Consider the following 14,616-nt stretch of genomic DNA (forward strand, 5'->3'; position numbering starts at 1 on the left):
CGGCAGGCCGCCGGGCGCCGGCCGATCTAGCAGCGGCTATGAGCCTGGTTGGCCGCTCGCCGCCGTGACCAGCTCCGTCGCCTGCCCGCGTGGGTCGGGCGGCCCATCCGGAGGTGGAACCCCCACAATGGGTGCCATGACGGACGCGCAACCGTTCGCACACCTCGCCGCACCCAACGCACGTTTGTATCGCGATGTCCTGACGGTGTTCGCGCGGGCCCGCGACCGCTTCATCGTGCATCTGCGTCCGGAGGATGTCGCGACGGACCTCGGCCGCCCCGGTGACACCGAGCAGGTCGGCGCGGCGGTGGAGCAGCTGGTCGCGTGGGGAAATCTGCGTTCCGACCCGGACACCGGCCGGGTGACCACCGTCGCCGACTTCCACCGTGCCCGCTACCTCTACCAGCTCACCGGAGCCGGTCAGGCCGCCGAGGAAGCGATCGCGGTCTACGAGGAGGCCATCGGCCGACGTGGGTCGCTGCAGTCGGTCGCGCTCGCGGACATCGCGGTGCAGCTGCGCGCGCTCGTGGAGGTCGCTCGCGGAGAAGACCTTGATCCGGCGAAGGTGCATCTCCTGCTGCTCGCCCTCGCCGACCGCTTCACCGGACTGGCCGACAACGCGCAGGCGTTCATGGCCTCGCTGCGCCGAGTGATCGACTTCGCGGACGGCGACGTCGCGGCCTTCGTGGCCTACAAGCAGCGGCTCATCGGCTACGTCGAGCGGTTCATCGCGGACCTGGCCGACCGCGGCGCCGAGATCGCCGGGCTGCTGGCGCGCATCGAGGCCGATGACGTCGAACGCCTGCTGGCCGTCGCCGCGCGTCGGGAAGCCGAGGACGCCGTTCCGGACGAGGACGGCTACGCGGATGTCCTGGCCGCCGCCGTGGCGGGCTGGCGCAACCGATGGCGTGGACTGCGCGACTGGTTCCTGTCCGCGGACGCGCGGCACCCTTCGCAGGCCCGGTTGCTCCGCGGCGCGGCGCTGAACGCGATCACCCAGCTCATCGACACGGTGTCCGCGCTGAACGAGCGCCGGTCCGGAAGGTCGGACCGGGCCGCCGACTTCCGTGCGCTCGCCCGATGGTTCGCCAAGACCCCCGACGACGCCGCGGCGCACCGGCTGTGGAGGGTCGCGTTCGGGCTGACCAGCACGCGACACCTCACCGTGACGGCCGCGACGCTGGACGCCTGGGAGGCCGACCAGCCGACCCCGCAGACGCCGTGGGCGGACGCGCCCGCCGTGCGGATCAGCCCCCAGCTGCGCAAGACCGGCGCCTACGAGCGGCGCGGCAGGCAGTCCCAGATCACTGATCGGCACGCCCATCGCCAGTTGCTGCTCGCCCACGCCGAGCGGGAAGCCGACGAAGTGGCCGAAGCCAGACGCCGCCTGGCCACCGACGGCCCGGTGCTGCTGTCCGACCTTGGCGTGTTGGAAGCGCGAACGTTTCGGCTGTTCCTGGGTCTGCTGGGGGACGCGCTGTCCGCGCGGTCGCCGGACGACACGGAGGTCAAGACGACCACCGGCGACGGTTCGATGGAGATCCGGTTGTCCCTGGTCGCCGACGGCGGCGAGGTCGCCATCGACACCGAAGACGGTGTTCTGCGTGGACCTGAGCACGTCATCGACATCATCGACCTCATGCGGGGGACGGCGTGACAGTGACGGATTCGCTGGCGGGCGATCGGGCCCAGCAGCGGCGCAAGGCGCTGCGCGCGCTCCTGGTCCGGCCCCTGCTCGTGGCGGGGCGCGACGACGAGGCGATCAGGCTGGTGCGCGGACACGCGGGTGAGCTGCGCGAGTGGCTGGCGCGCGAGGCCGGGTGGCGCCTGCAGGTGGACGCGGAGTCCGTGCGGCTGTTCAAGACCGCGCCGACCACCACAGACAGCACGCACGCCGCTCGGGACGACAAGGGGAAGCCCGCGTTCGGCAGGCGGCGGTATGTCCTGCTGTGCCTGGCGCTGGCGATCCTGGAACGCGCCGACGCGCAGATCACCCTCGGCAGGCTCGCGGAGGGCGTCATCGCGGCGGCGGCCGAGCCGGATCTGGCCGCCGCTGGAGTCTCGTTCACGTTGAGTCGCCGGGACGAGCGGTCCGACCTGGTCGCGGTCGTGCGGCTGCTGTTGGAGTGGGGTGTGCTCGACCGGGTCGCGGGCGAGGAGGACGCTTACCTGTCCGACACCGGCGACGTCCTCTACGACGTTCGCAGGCGAGTGCTCGCCGCATTGCTCACCGGTCAGCGCGGTCCGTCCACAATAGACACAGACACCTTCGAGCGCAGGCTGGCCGAACTGACCGACGAGCCCGCGCCGGACACCGATGAGCTGAGGACCCGTGCCCTGCGGCACCGCCTGACCCGTCGGCTGCTGGAGGACCCGGTCGTCTACTACGACGAACTCACCCCAGACGAGCGGGCCTACCTGGTCAATCAGCGGCACGCCATCACCCGCCGCATCACCGAGGCCACGGGCCTGATCGCCGAGATGCGCGCCGAAGGGGTCGCCATGGTCGACGCCGACGACGAGCTCACCGATGTGCGGATGCCCGAGCAGCGCACGGATGGCCACGTCACCCTTCTCGTCGCCGAGCGGCTCGCGACCGCGTCGGAACCAGTGTCGATCGATACGTTGGCCAGGTATGTCCGCACCCTGGCCGCCCAACACGTGACGTACTGGCGCAAGGGCGTCACCGAGCCAGGCGCCGAACTGGAACTCCTCGATGTGGCGCTGGGCAAGCTGCGCGCGCTGCGGCTCGTCGCCGATCTGCCCGGTGCGATGGTCGTTCCGCTGCCCGCGATCGCCCGCTACGCCGTCGACGCCCCCACGATCAGGTCAGGAAAGGCGCGATGACCCAGGAGCCCCGGACCCAGCGCTGGCAGCCACTGCGCACCGGCTTGGTCGACCTCTTCTACTACGACGTCGAGGAATTCCACTTCCACGACGGCCGCCTGCTGTTCCGCGGCAACAACGGGACAGGCAAGTCCAAGGTCCTCGCGTTGACCCTGCCGTTCCTGCTCGACGGCGACCTTGCCCCGCACCGCGTCGAACCCGACGGCGATCGCAACAAGCGCATGGAATGGAACCTGCTGCTCGGCGGCAGACATCCGCACAGCGAGCGCCTCGGCTACACGTGGCTGGAGTTCGGCAGACTGGACGAGAATGGTGCGCCGGAATACCGCACGATCGGCTGTGGCCTCAAGGCCGTCGCGGGCCGCGGCATGGCACGTCACTGGTTCTTCGTCACCAGCCAGCGCGTCGGGCCGGAGTTCTCGCTGGTCAGCCCGACCAAGGTCGCCCTCACGCGGGAACGGCTCAAAGAGGCGGTGGCAGGGTTCGGGACGGTCTACGACACGGCGACCGACTATCGGCGGGCCGTGGACGAGGCCCTGTTCGGCCTCGGTTCCCATCGGTACGAGGCATTGGTCAACCTGCTCATCCAGCTTCGCCAGCCGCAGTTGACCAAGCGGCCGGATGAGAAACTGCTGTCCCGTGCGCTGACCGAGGCGCTGCCTCCGCTGGACCAAACGCTGGTTGCGACCGTCGCCGACGCTTTCCGCGGTCTGGACGAGGAACGCGACGCGGTGCTCGGCCTGAGCGAGGCGAAGTCGGCCGCCGAGACGTTCCTCGGGCACTACCGCCGCTACGCGAGCGTGGCCGCCAAGCGCCGAAGTGTCCAACCCCGGCGCGCGCACAGCAAGTACGAGAAGCTCAGCGCGAGCCTGACGGAGGCGGACGCGGCGTTCCACGCGGCGGTGACCGCGTTGGCCGCGGCCGAGACCAAGCTGGCTGAACTCGCGTCGGAACGGGCCGTGGTCGACGCGCGGATCCGGGCGCTGGAGAACAGCCCCGAGATGGACAACGCGCGCAAGCTGGCGGACGCGCGCGAAGAGGCCGATCGGCTCGCCCGGTTCGCTCAGGCGCGCGAACGCGACCAGGTCGCCGCCGCAGAGGGCCTGAACGCCAAGCGCGGCAAGCTCGATCGGGTCCGGCGGGACGCCGAGGGAGATGCCGCCGCCCTCACCAGGACGCGTTCCGCGGCGGACTCGCGCGCGGAGGACGCGTGGCTGCGCGCCGAGCACGCCGGGATCATGTCCGTGTTCGGCGAAGAGGAACCGCCGTATGTGGACGCGGTCGCGGCGGCGGGCGCGCTGATGGACAAGCGTCGCCGGATCGTCGCCGAACTCGACGGGCTGCTCATCGCGCGGGACCGAGCCCGAGCGGACTTGCTTTCCGCGCGACAGGAAGTGGAGCGGATCACCGGGGAACAGCAGGAGGCCGAGGAGCGGATCGGCCACGCCGCGGGCGGTGTCGCCGCGGCGGGCGCGGAACTCGTGGCGGACTGCGTGGCCTACCTGGCGGCGGCGACCGGGTTCGCGATAGCCGACGTCGACGCCGTGATCGGTGACCTTGAGGGGTGGGTGGAGTCGGCGACCGGACCGAACCCGGTCACCGCCGCGGTCGACCAAGCGGTGTCCGACGCGACGGCCGACCTGGGCAGGCGGCAGGCATCCGTCGACGCGGAGTCGGCCGCCGTCAAGCGCGAGACGGCCGACGTCGAGGCCGAGGTCCGTCGCCTGACCGCGGGTGGGCACGACGCGCCGCCGTCGCCCCACACCCGCGATCCGATCGGCCGTGCGGGCAGGCCGGGCGCTCCACTGTGGAGGGTGGTGGACTTCGCCGACGGTGTGGGCGACGCCGATCGGGCGGGACTGGAGGCCGCGCTGGAGGCGTCGGGCATCCTGGACGCGTGGGTGACTCCGGACGGGGAACTCCGGGACAGGATCACTGACGACACAATCGTTCGGCCCACGGGTCCCGCGCCGGGCGGCGGCCTGGCCCAGCTCTTGGTCCCCGCGATCGACCGAGCCGACGAGTCCGCCGCGGCGCTGGACGACGCGGCTGTCGCCACGGTGCTGCGGTCCATCGGCGTCGGGGAAGGCACCACGTGGGTCGATGTCGACGGCCGGTTCCAGGTCGGCGTGCTGGCGGGTTCCTGGCACAAGGACTCCGCCGTCTACCTCGGCGAGGGCGCCCGCGAGGCGGCCCGCCGGGCGCGGCTCGCGTTCCTACGCTCGGAACTCGACCGCCTGGCGGAGCTCATCAACGAGTTGGCGGCCGCGAGGCGCGAACTGGATGCCATGCTGGACGTCCTCCGGCAAGAGCGAAAGCGGTTGCCCGCCGACGAGCCGCTTCGCGAGGCGCACAGCGCTCTCGCCGCCGCGCACGCCGCCAAGCGAGTCATCGATCAGAACCTCGGCGCGGCGGCAGTCCGCGCGAAGGAATCGGCGGATCAAGCGGCTGTGGCCGAGCGACGGGCCGACGAGTTCGCCGATGATGTGAGCCTTCCCGCCGATCGCGCCCGGCTCGACGACGTGCGCGCCGCGACCGGGGAGTATCGGATCGCGCTGACCGGGTTGTGGCCCGCGGCCCAGGCCGCGTGGCGGGCGGCACGCGAGGTGACCGAGGTCGAGGAGGAGATGGCCACCGCCGAGGAGAAGCTGGCGGTCGCCGCCGAGGAGGCAGGCGAGGCGCGGGAGCGGTCGCTGGCCGCCGACGAGACCTTGAACGTCCTCATCGAGACCGCGGGCGCGGGCGTCGACGATCTCTACCGCAAGCTGAACGCGGCCAAGGCGGCACTCGAAGCCGCCGCGGCGACGGAGAAGCACGCCCGCGCGTCGGAATCCCAGGCACTTGGGGACAAAGGCAAGGCCGAAGGACTCCGCGAGCGGTTGGCGGATGAGATCCAGGAGGCCACGCAGGAGCGTGCCACCGCCATCGACGACCTCCGGGCCTTCACCGCGACCGGCCTGCTGGCCACCGCGCTCCCTGATCTCGACACCCCGGACCCGAACACCGAATGGGCCGCCAAGCCCGCCGTCGCCGTCGCCCGCGCCATCAACGCCGCCTTGGAGGGGCTGGACGACGCCGACCGGCCGTGGGAACTGATCCAGCAGCGGGTGACCGCCGAGCACAAGCTGCTGACCGACGCCCTTTCGCGGCAAGGACATTCCGTCGGGATGACCGTGCGCAGCGGCGTGATCGTGGTGGACGTCCGGTTCCAGGGCCGCACCCTGGACGTGCCGACCCTGGTCGACGCCCTCGCCGCCGAGACCGAGCAGCGCGCGACCCTGCTGTCGGCCAAGGAACGCGAGATCCTGGAGAACCACCTGATCAACGAGGTCGCAGGCACGCTCCAGGAACTGATCGCCGGAGCCGAACAGCAGGTGAGCGGTATCAACGCCGATCTGGAGGCCAGGCCCACCTCCACCGGGATGCGCCTGCGGCTGCTCTGGAAGTCGGCGAAGTCCGCGCCGGACGGACTGGACCGCGTCCGCGACCGTCTGCTCCGCCAGACCGCCGACGCCTGGAGCCCGGCCGACCGCGCGCTGGTGGGCGGGTTCCTACAGGAGCAGATCAACCGGGAACACAGCGAGGACATCGGCGGCGGCTGGGCCGACCAGCTCACCCGCGCGCTGGACTACCGAAGCTGGCACGAGTTCGCCATCCAACGCTTCCAGGACGGCCAGTGGCGGTCCGCGTCCGGCCCAGCATCGGGCGGTGAACGCGTCCTCGCCGCGTCGGTCCCGTTGTTCGCGGCAGCGTCGTCCTTCTACAGTTCAGCGGGCAATCCCCACGCCCCCAGGCTGATCGCGCTCGACGAGGCCTTCGCGGGCGTCGATGACGATTCCCGCGCGAAGTGCCTCGGCCTGCTCGCGTCGTTCGACCTGGACGTGGTGATGACCAGCGAACGGGAATGGGGCTGTTACCCGGAAGTGCCCGGCCTCGCCATCTCCCAACTCACCCGCCGCGACGGAATCGACGCCGTCCTGGTCACCCCGTGGCGCTGGGATGGCAAGCAGCGCAGCAAACTCCCGCGCCCGGGCTCCGGGTCGATCACCGGATCGCTGTTCGACTGATGGACACCATTCGGCTGCACAGGGGCAGCCTGGATCTCGCGTGGCTGGTCGGCTGATGGATACCGACCGCCTGCACCGGCTGCTGGGCAACCCGGACCTCGCGTGGCTGGTCGACCGGGTCCGCGCCCGCCTGGAGAAGACCGCGCCGCTGACCGGCACGGTCACACTCCCGAACGCTCGCCCTGAACAGCGTCGAGCGGTCGAGCTGCTGCTCGGCCGTCGCGCGGGTCGGGGAACCTCCGTGTCGGTCTCCCTTGATGAACTGGACGGCCTGCTGCGCACGGGCGGCATCGCACCTGAAGGTCTTGGGCAGGCGGTGCGGGTCCTGCTCGGCGACATCCGGGACATCGCCGCCGAACAGTCCACCGCCCGAGCCGCGTGGGCGGCGGCTTTCGCCCCAGCGGACGCCTTGGTGCGCGGACGCCCGGATCTGCACCGCTGGCTGGACTGGTTGACCGCAACCGGGCTGGTTCGCCGACTCGCCCCGGAGCCCGATCAGGCCGCCGACCTGCTGCTCAAGGCAGTGCGAGTCATCGAGGCGCTGCCCTCACCGGGCATCGCCCTCGGGAGACTCGCCGCGGATCGAGCTGGTGGCGCACACGCCCTTGACGATGGGCAACCGCTGGCCACGGTCGTCCTCGCGGCAGCGCGGGTCCTCGCGGGCACGAATCCGACCGGCGCGGGCAACGCCGCTGAACGTCGCACCGCGTGGTCGGCTGTCGGTGTCCATCGGGATGACCTCTCGTCCACCGTGCTGTGCGCAGGGCTGCCAGGGAGCGGCGAGTCCTTCGTGGGTCGGGTCTTGGGCCTGGCCAGGGCTGCGGGGGAACCGTGCGTGGTGACGCTGCGGCAGCTTGTGCGAGGCAGCCCCCAACTGGGCGTCGGCGAAGGCCGGGTGTGGGTCTGCGAGAACCCCATCGTCGTCGCCACCGCCGCGGACGAACTGGGACCGGCCTGCCCGCCACTGGTTTGTCTAGCCGGCCAACCGTCCGCCGCGGCGGTGGAACTGCTGACCCTGCTCGCGACCCAAGGCGCCGACTTCGGCTACCACGGCGACTTCGACTGGGGCGGCGTCAGCATCGCCAACACCTTGTCGCGTCACATCACGTGGCGGCCTTGGCGGTTCGACGCGGGAACCTACGAACTCGCGGTCCGCGCACACGGCGGTGAGGAACTGCGGGGATCGCCGGTGACCGCGGCCTGGGACCCCGGCCTGCGGCCGGCGTTGGTACGGGGTGCGCGCAAGTTCGAGGAAGAACTCTTCCTGTCCGACCTGATAGCCGACCTTAGGCTGGACGCGGATGGGCGAATGGGTTGAGCAGGCGAACGCCGGTCGGTTCGAAGTCCTTGACGTTGCGGGTGACCACAGTCCAGCCCCGAACCCGCGCGGTCGCCGCGATCAACGCATCAGCCATCGGCGTCAGATGCCGCGAGCTATCGTGACCCCACTCTTCGGCGATGTCGGCGTCGATCGGGATGACGCGGTCGGCGAACTTGTCTTTCGTCGCCGCCAGCCACGATTCGTACTGCGCCGCCTGGCGGTGAGCCGATCGATGTTGGAGCCGTGAGATGCCCCGCCGGATCTCGCCGATGGTGACGACACTGATGTAGAGGTCATCGACGTGGACGCGCGCGAACCAGTCGGCCACTCCGGCGTCGGGCTCGGCCTTGCGCCACTCCGAGAGGACGTTCGTGTCGAGCAGGTAGGTCACTGTGCTGCCCGTCGGCCAGACCGAGTTCGATCTCGAAGTCCGTCGCGCGGGGCAGGTCGTTCTTACGCTCGGCCTCGATCTCGTCGAAGACATCGACTTCATCCATGTCGTCACTCTTGGGGAACGCCATCAGATGCTCGATGAAGTCGCCCGTCCGACCGCTGAGGCGACGGTACTCCCGAATGTCGATCAGCACCGCGACGTCCTCGCCATGTCTGGTAATCGTCTGCGGCCCTTCCCGCTCGACGGCGCGCAGCACCTCGCTAAAGCGCTGCTTTGCCTCCTGAACCTGCCAGTGCGCGTGTTCTGACATCGCCAGCTCCCTATCTAGACAGCACAGACTATAGCGTCCGACGACGTTGGCGCAATCGGTGACCGGCCCGCGCGATTGTTCGACGAGCCCGTCGCCGCCGTTCCCTGTGGCGGACCTCGCCGCGGCTCCCCTGATCACACCGCGATGGCGTCGGTGAGCTGGTTGACCTGGTCGAGTAGATCGTCGGGTGCGAGGGTCAGGTCGAGCGCGTGGCAGACGATCTCCACACCCGCCCGCGCCACGACGCCGCTGGGCCAACGGAATCATCCAGCAGGCCGTCGCCCACGTCATCGAAGATCCGCCGCTGCGGAACGGCCGCGGCGGCGCACTCTGTGGAACCTGGCTGATCGCCGTGTCAGCGCCGCCTGGTCCGCGGCTCCGCGCCGTAACGGTTCGGCCGTGTGCGGACTGCGTCAGGCTGATCATGACTTCGGCTTGACGCGCGTCTTGACCAAGATCGGGTGACGGTCTCGTCCATGATCACGGACGGTTGGGGAGTACCCGACTAAGATCGCTATTGGGTGCCCATTAGAGTGGCGCGATTGTTAGCCCAAATGGCGTATTCGGAAGGTGTTCTGTGATCAGTCGTCGTTTGCTCGTTCTTGCCGCCGTACTCGCTCTACCTGGTCTGGTGCTGACCGCAGGTGGGTCGGTCGCCCAATCACTGCCGAGGCAGAGTCCGATCAACATCACCGCCGCCGCGCTGCGCGCGGACTGGCCGTCGTCGCCACTGCGGATCGACTACGGGTGGACCGATGTCTCCCTTGAGTACGTGAGCAGAGACGGCGATCGCGCTGTCCGTGGCGAGGAGGAGACCGAGCAGGGCATGGTCGAGCCCGGCGCGGGGCGGGTCGCGCTGGCGGGCGTCCGGTATGACCTGGTCCAGTTCCATTTCCACACCCCGGCCGAACACCGGTTCGGCGGTCTCGCCGCACCGATGGAGTTGCATCTGGTGCATCGGGACGCGACCGGGAAGCTCTTGGTGATCGGGGTTCCGCTGGTGGTCGGCGGTGGCGGCTCCACTGTGGACACCGTGTTGCGTACCCTCGCGCCGGAGTGTGGGCCTGCGGTGGCGGTGGGGCGGATCGATTTGAACGGGCTGCTGCCCGCCGAGCGCTCGTCGCTGCGCTATGACGGGTCGCTCACCACGGCGCCGTTCACTGAGGGGGTGCGGTGGGTGTTGATGCGGGAGAAGCACGTCGCCGCGGCGACGGTGGCGCGGTTCCAGGAGCTGTTCGCCGACGGGAACTCTCGGCAGGCCCAGCCGCTCAACGGGCGCGGTGTCCACATCGAGCCCGATGTCTGGTAATTGGGAACAGATTACTCCAAACGGGGTGTCCTGGTTGGAAACCCACAGATCATGGTGCCGCGCCCGGACCAGTCGCGCGGCCGTTCGGTGGATAGGGGGTTGCTTCCCCGCCGGATCGGGGACAGGCTGTTCGACGGACGTACGTGAGCGGGGGCTCGGTCGTCGGGCTCCCCGCCGTGCGGTGGGGACGGGGGAGTATGGGTACAGAGGGTGGGTTTCGCGCGCGCTTGTCGCGGTGGTTGTCGTTGGGCAGCTTGGGGTCGGGGGTGTCGCGGCCGCTGATCCGGAGCCTGATCCAGGGGCCGAGCACCACCCCACCGGGTTGGTCGCGCAGGATCGGACGGCCGTTGCGCCGAGTGTTCAGCAGATCGAACCGGTGCCGCCGGTTGATCCTGGCCGGACGGGTCGGTCTCGGTCGAGCGCGAGACTTCCAAGGCGCTCCAAGACATCCCTGCCCTGCCGGGGTTGAGCCCGGCTGCCGGGACGGTGCCGGTGCCCAAGGGGCCGATGACCCCGCAGCCGCCGGTGTCGCCCTATCAGCTCACCCTCCCGCAGCGGCCCGGACAGGAACTGGTCGACGCGACCGCCGCCGACGCGCTGGCCACGTTGGGGCGGGCCGGGCGCCTTGGGACCGACGGGAAGCCCGCGCTGGATGCCAACGCGTTGCAGCCGCAGGTGGCTTCGGCGCAGGTGATCGACCCGACCAGGCGGGCCACGTTGCAGGAACTGATCGACGCGTTGCTCTCCGGAAATCTGCCGCCGCCGCTGCCGGTCGATCCGTTGGCGCTGCTCCAGCAGCTGCCTGACGGCATCCCGCGCATCACCTATCGCGTTTGTTCGGAGTCGGCGACGAAGCCGGTGTCGTGTTCGCTGACGTTGCCGCTGGGCGTGCCGGCGATCGTCGACGTCACCGGCGACCGCACCCCCGATGTGCTGGCCGACCTGCTTCCGGCGGTCGCGCTGGGCGACATCCTCGGGGCGGTGCGGGAGATCCTGGACCTGCAGCGCCAGCTCGACGCCGCCACGTCGCGGCTCAACGCGGTGTTGGACCTGCTCAAAACCCGCTCAACGTGATCCTGCACCCCGAGCTGCTGATCGAGCGGCTCAACCTCGAAGGCCTGCTCATCACCCTCGGCGACGCGCTGCGGACCAAGACCGAGGCGCTGCTGCGGGTCATCAACGTCGGCCTCGCGATGCTGGAGGTGCGGCTGCCCACCAGCGAGTTCGCGGGCCGCGACCTGCCCGGCCACGTCTGGGCGGTCTACGACATCCCCGGCCGCAAACGCTTGTCCCTGGGCTACGACGGCTTCCGCCGCGGCACGAGCCTGTCCACCGCGACCCTCGGGGTGTTCACGCTGACCCGTTCGAGGCCGCCGCGAACGGCGTCTTCGACATCAAGGCCTCCCTGTTGCAGGTGGGCGCGGGCGACGCGATGGCGATCACCGCCGGTATGGCGTCGGTGCGCGACGACCAGCAGGGCGCGGCGTATGACCCGACGGTGGCCAGTTCCCGGTTCTCGCCGGTGCCGCTGCTGTTCGAGGCGCACGCTCGGATCGACATGGGCGCGGCCGACCGCGCGCAGACGGCCAAGGTGACCGCGACCAGCACCACCGACACCCATCTCGACGCGCAAGTGCTGGCGAACACCGCTCAGGCCAACCGGTTCGACCAGGTCAAGGTCGACGTCCTCCCGCGAAGCGTGTCCGCCGAGCTGACCAGACCGGTCGGCGGCGGTGAGACGACCGTCCGCTACGGACGCCTCCGCGCCCATCGCCGACGTGCTGTTCGCTGACTTTGTCTATACAGGACAGAACTTGACCTGGGCCGTGCAGGCGACCGCGAAGACGGTGCCCGCGCGGTGGACGGCGACCTTCAAGACCGCCGGACCGGATCACCGAACTACTCCGCTTCGGGCAGGCTCGACGCCTAGATGTGAACTTCTACGACAAGGATCCCGCGATCGTCGGCCGCGCGCGCTGCGGTCGCTGCCGACCAAGCTGGACTTGCTGGTCGACCGCGCCGCGAGCCACGTGAGCCTGCTCGGCGACCAGGCGATCGGGTCGGCCACCGTGGCCTTCGCCAAGAACCTCGGCGCCTACGCGCCGCTCGACGGCGACCACGCCACGGTCATCACCCGACCAGGCGATCGGCGCGAGCGCGCGGATCACTGGCATGAAGAAGGTCGACGCCTACGACGGCCACACCCGCCTCGCCACCGAGTTCGACCCGGGCGCCAGGCTTTCATCGTCGCGGGCGACATCGATGACGTGCACAAGGCGCGGCTGGAGATCTCCAACCTGCCCGCGACCCTGTCCATCGACGCGGACACGGCCGGCGCAAGGTCGCGTACCAGGCGAGCGCGGTCATCAGCCGCGCGCACGTCGCCTACACCAACACCCGACCGGCCCGACCTGTTCGGCACGGTCCTGGCTGTGCCCAGCACCGTCGAGCTGAACTACGACCTCGGCGACAAGCCCCGGCTGCGCTACACCGCGAGCAGCCGGATCCCGCGGATCGAGCTGTTCGCCGCGCCCGGCCACGTCGAGCAGCTGCGGCCGCTGGAGGACCACTACCTGTCCGCCGCGACGGTGAACGTGCCCACGGGCATCGATATCCTGGTCGACCTGCCCGCCAAGCACCTGCAGGGCACCCTGACCGACGTGCTGGACGGTGTGACCGCCGTGGCGCGGTTCCCGGTCGGGGCCGCGACTGGACCGCGATCGCCGAGTTCACCGGAGTCCCGAAGGAGTTCGACGCGACTGGGCCGACGGGAACCTGCGGTTCCGCGGCGTCAGCGGGCCGTTGGAGGCCGTCCGGCTTGCCGTGACCAACCACGCGAACACGACCGCGCCACCGGATTGCACGCCGCTGTCCACTATCGACAGTCGACGGGCGATCTCGACGCGAGCGTGTCGGTGCGGAAGCTGTCGCACATCGAGTATTCCCGGACCGAGCAAGGCAACCAGACGTTCCGGCTTGACGTCGACACCGCGGGAGCGCCGGTGTTCGTGGACGCGGACGTGGTCCTCGGCGCCGACGACACCCGCTACGCGGTGTCGGGACGGATCGACAACCTGCCGAGCACGATCCGGGTCGACGTGGCCGACGGCAAGATCACCTACGCCGCCGACCGTAACATCGGGCTCGCGCTGAACGTCGCGTTCGGCAAGGCCGCCGCGCTCAACGGCCTGGGCGCGCCGCTGTTCGACAACGGTGTCGCCGCCGTTGCCCGAGGCTGTGACGACGGCGCGGGCTGCACGCGCGACGAGTCGCCGTTCTGCACCGCGTTCGCGCGCTGCTTCGGCGTCGTGGGCACGGTGAACTGCCTGGCCTGCCGACCAGCGTCGTGGTCGACATGAAGAACCGCACGTTCACCCTCGACGACTACCGACCGCGCCGCTGCAGGCCTACGTCGGCGTGCACGGGCTGATCGACGCGCGCCGAGCTTCAAGGCGCTGGCCACGCTCGCGGGCTTGGCCTCGCCGCTCGACCTGACCGTCGGTCCGATCAGTGTTGGCGACGGCAAGGTCGATGTCGGCTACACCGCGTCCGCGCCGCTGGGCAAGCTGACCCTGGACGCTGATGTGTCCACAACGGACAGTCGGTTCCCGGCTGCGGGCCAAGGGCGTCGTCGACTCGCTGCCCGCGACACTGCGGGTGACCGGCACGCTGGGCGACCGCACGTCGGTCAGCATGCGCAACTCCGCGCCGGTCGAGGAGATCTCCCTGACCGTGACCGGCGACCGGTCCGGCTACCTGCGGACCGGTGTGTTCGGGTGCCCGCCGAGCCGACATCCTGGTGGACATGCCTGCCAAGCACGCCGAGGTCACCATGTCGGCGCCGATCCGGGCGGTCACGGCGCTCGCGCGTGACATCCGGCCGCGGGCCGCACCTGGTCGGCCTACGGCGACCTGCGGAACATCCCCGCGAAGTTCACCGCGGACTGGGCGAAGGGCAGGTACGCGCTCAACACCATCTCCTCGCCACTGGCCTCGGCGGCGTTCGCGGTGACCAACCACGGGGCCGCGAAAGCGCCGGTCGGGTCGCACCTGGCCGTGCACTACCGGCAGTCGAACGGCGATATCGACGCCAGCGCGTCGCTGTCGGCTTCCGCCGCGCGGAGTACACCCACACGGGTGGCGACTTCACCACCGGTTCGACTCGGCGGCACAGAAGATCGGCCTGGACGCCGATGTCGTGCTCGCCGCGAACGGCGCGGACGACGTGCGGCTGGCCGCACTCGGCACGCTCGGGCCGATCCCGAGTGAGCTGACGATCAGCTCGGCCAAGGGCGTGATCGGCTACACCGCCGACAAGCAGCTCAACCTCGAGGCCCAGCTCTGGCTGGGCAAGGTGGCCGCGCTCAA

Annotated in this window: 11 protein-coding genes; 9 read left to right on the forward strand and 2 right to left on the reverse strand. The window is 70.3% G+C overall.

Features of this window, described 5'->3' with window-relative positions; genetic code table 11:
- Positions 1-136: 136 nt before the first annotated feature.
- The 4 genes from BN1701_RS33740 to BN1701_RS33755 are packed head-to-tail and all read left to right on the forward strand — an operon-like array spanning position 137 to position 8,232.
- Positions 137-1,657 carry a TIGR02677 family protein gene (locus BN1701_RS33740; RefSeq protein WP_054055484.1) on the forward strand — a complete coding sequence of 507 codons (1,521 nt, stop codon included), beginning with the start codon at positions 137-139 and terminating at the stop codon, positions 1,655-1,657.
- Complete coding sequence (locus BN1701_RS33745) at positions 1,654-2,847, forward strand: TIGR02678 family protein (RefSeq protein ID WP_197672170.1); 1,194 nt, start codon at positions 1,654-1,656, stop codon at positions 2,845-2,847. The genes BN1701_RS33740 and BN1701_RS33745 overlap by 4 nt, the downstream gene beginning before the upstream one ends.
- Entirely contained in the window at positions 2,844-6,914 is a 4,071-nt protein-coding gene (locus BN1701_RS33750) for a TIGR02680 family protein (RefSeq protein WP_054055486.1), read from the forward strand. Before BN1701_RS33745 ends, BN1701_RS33750 begins: the two co-directional genes overlap by 4 nt.
- 55 nt (positions 6,915-6,969) lie before the next feature.
- On the forward strand, positions 6,970-8,232 hold the full coding sequence (locus BN1701_RS33755; RefSeq protein ID WP_054044252.1) for a TIGR02679 family protein: 1,263 nt from the start codon (positions 6,970-6,972) through the stop codon (positions 8,230-8,232).
- Here the strand turns inward: BN1701_RS33755 and BN1701_RS33760 are convergent.
- Positions 8,201-8,626 (reverse strand): type II toxin-antitoxin system VapC family toxin, encoded by a 426-nt coding sequence (locus tag BN1701_RS33760; protein WP_054044256.1) that lies wholly within the window; start codon positions 8,624-8,626, stop codon positions 8,201-8,203. The genes BN1701_RS33755 and BN1701_RS33760 overlap by 32 nt on opposite strands.
- Positions 8,529-8,939: a type II toxin-antitoxin system Phd/YefM family antitoxin gene (locus tag BN1701_RS38405; RefSeq protein ID WP_082860484.1), complete on the reverse strand. Its 411-nt coding sequence runs from the start codon at positions 8,937-8,939 to the stop codon at positions 8,529-8,531. The genes BN1701_RS33760 and BN1701_RS38405 overlap by 98 nt, the downstream gene beginning before the upstream one ends.
- 577 nt (positions 8,940-9,516) lie before the next feature.
- On the opposite strand from BN1701_RS38405, the gene BN1701_RS33770 reads away from it, so the two are divergent.
- The 5 genes from BN1701_RS33770 (at position 9,517) to BN1701_RS33790 (ending at position 14,121) form a co-directional block, all read left to right on the forward strand.
- Positions 9,517-10,248 (forward strand): carbonic anhydrase family protein, encoded by a 732-nt coding sequence (locus BN1701_RS33770; RefSeq protein WP_172803161.1) that lies wholly within the window; start codon positions 9,517-9,519, stop codon positions 10,246-10,248.
- A 465-nt stretch (positions 10,249-10,713) separates the two neighbouring features.
- Positions 10,714-11,322 carry a hypothetical protein gene (locus tag BN1701_RS33775; RefSeq protein ID WP_157368362.1) on the forward strand — a complete coding sequence of 203 codons (609 nt, stop codon included), beginning with the start codon at positions 10,714-10,716 and terminating at the stop codon, positions 11,320-11,322.
- A gap of 340 nt (positions 11,323-11,662) precedes the next feature.
- The gene (locus BN1701_RS33780) at positions 11,663-12,040 is read left to right on the forward strand and encodes a hypothetical protein (RefSeq protein ID WP_054055489.1); all 378 of its coding nucleotides are present in this window, start codon (positions 11,663-11,665) and stop codon (positions 12,038-12,040) included.
- 22 nt (positions 12,041-12,062) lie between these two features.
- Positions 12,063-13,607 carry a hypothetical protein gene (locus tag BN1701_RS33785; protein WP_157368363.1) on the forward strand — a complete coding sequence of 515 codons (1,545 nt, stop codon included), beginning with the start codon at positions 12,063-12,065 and terminating at the stop codon, positions 13,605-13,607.
- Between the two features lie 223 nt (positions 13,608-13,830).
- Positions 13,831-14,121 carry a hypothetical protein gene (locus tag BN1701_RS33790; protein ID WP_054055491.1) on the forward strand — a complete coding sequence of 97 codons (291 nt, stop codon included), beginning with the start codon at positions 13,831-13,833 and terminating at the stop codon, positions 14,119-14,121.
- The last annotated feature ends 495 nt before the right edge of the window (positions 14,122-14,616 follow it).

The sequence above is a fragment of the Alloactinosynnema sp. L-07 genome (assembly GCF_900070365.1).
Lineage (GTDB): Bacteria > Actinomycetota > Actinomycetes > Mycobacteriales > Pseudonocardiaceae > Actinokineospora.

Bases quoted from the DNA above. Each gene is read 5' to 3' on its own strand.
- BN1701_RS33740 (WP_054055484.1), top strand. From the start codon at position 137: ATGACGGACGCGCAACCGTTCGCACACCTCGCCGCACCCAACGCACGT.
- BN1701_RS33750 (WP_054055486.1), top strand. From the start codon at position 2,844: ATGACCCAGGAGCCCCGGACCCAGCGCTGGCAGCCACTGCGCACCGGC.
- BN1701_RS33755 (WP_054044252.1), top strand. From the start codon at position 6,970: ATGGATACCGACCGCCTGCACCGGCTGCTGGGCAACCCGGACCTCGCG.
- BN1701_RS38405 (WP_082860484.1), bottom strand. From the start codon at position 8,939: ATGTCAGAACACGCGCACTGGCAGGTTCAGGAGGCAAAGCAGCGCTTT.
- BN1701_RS33790 (WP_054055491.1), top strand. From the start codon at position 13,831: ATGTGTCCACAACGGACAGTCGGTTCCCGGCTGCGGGCCAAGGGCGTC.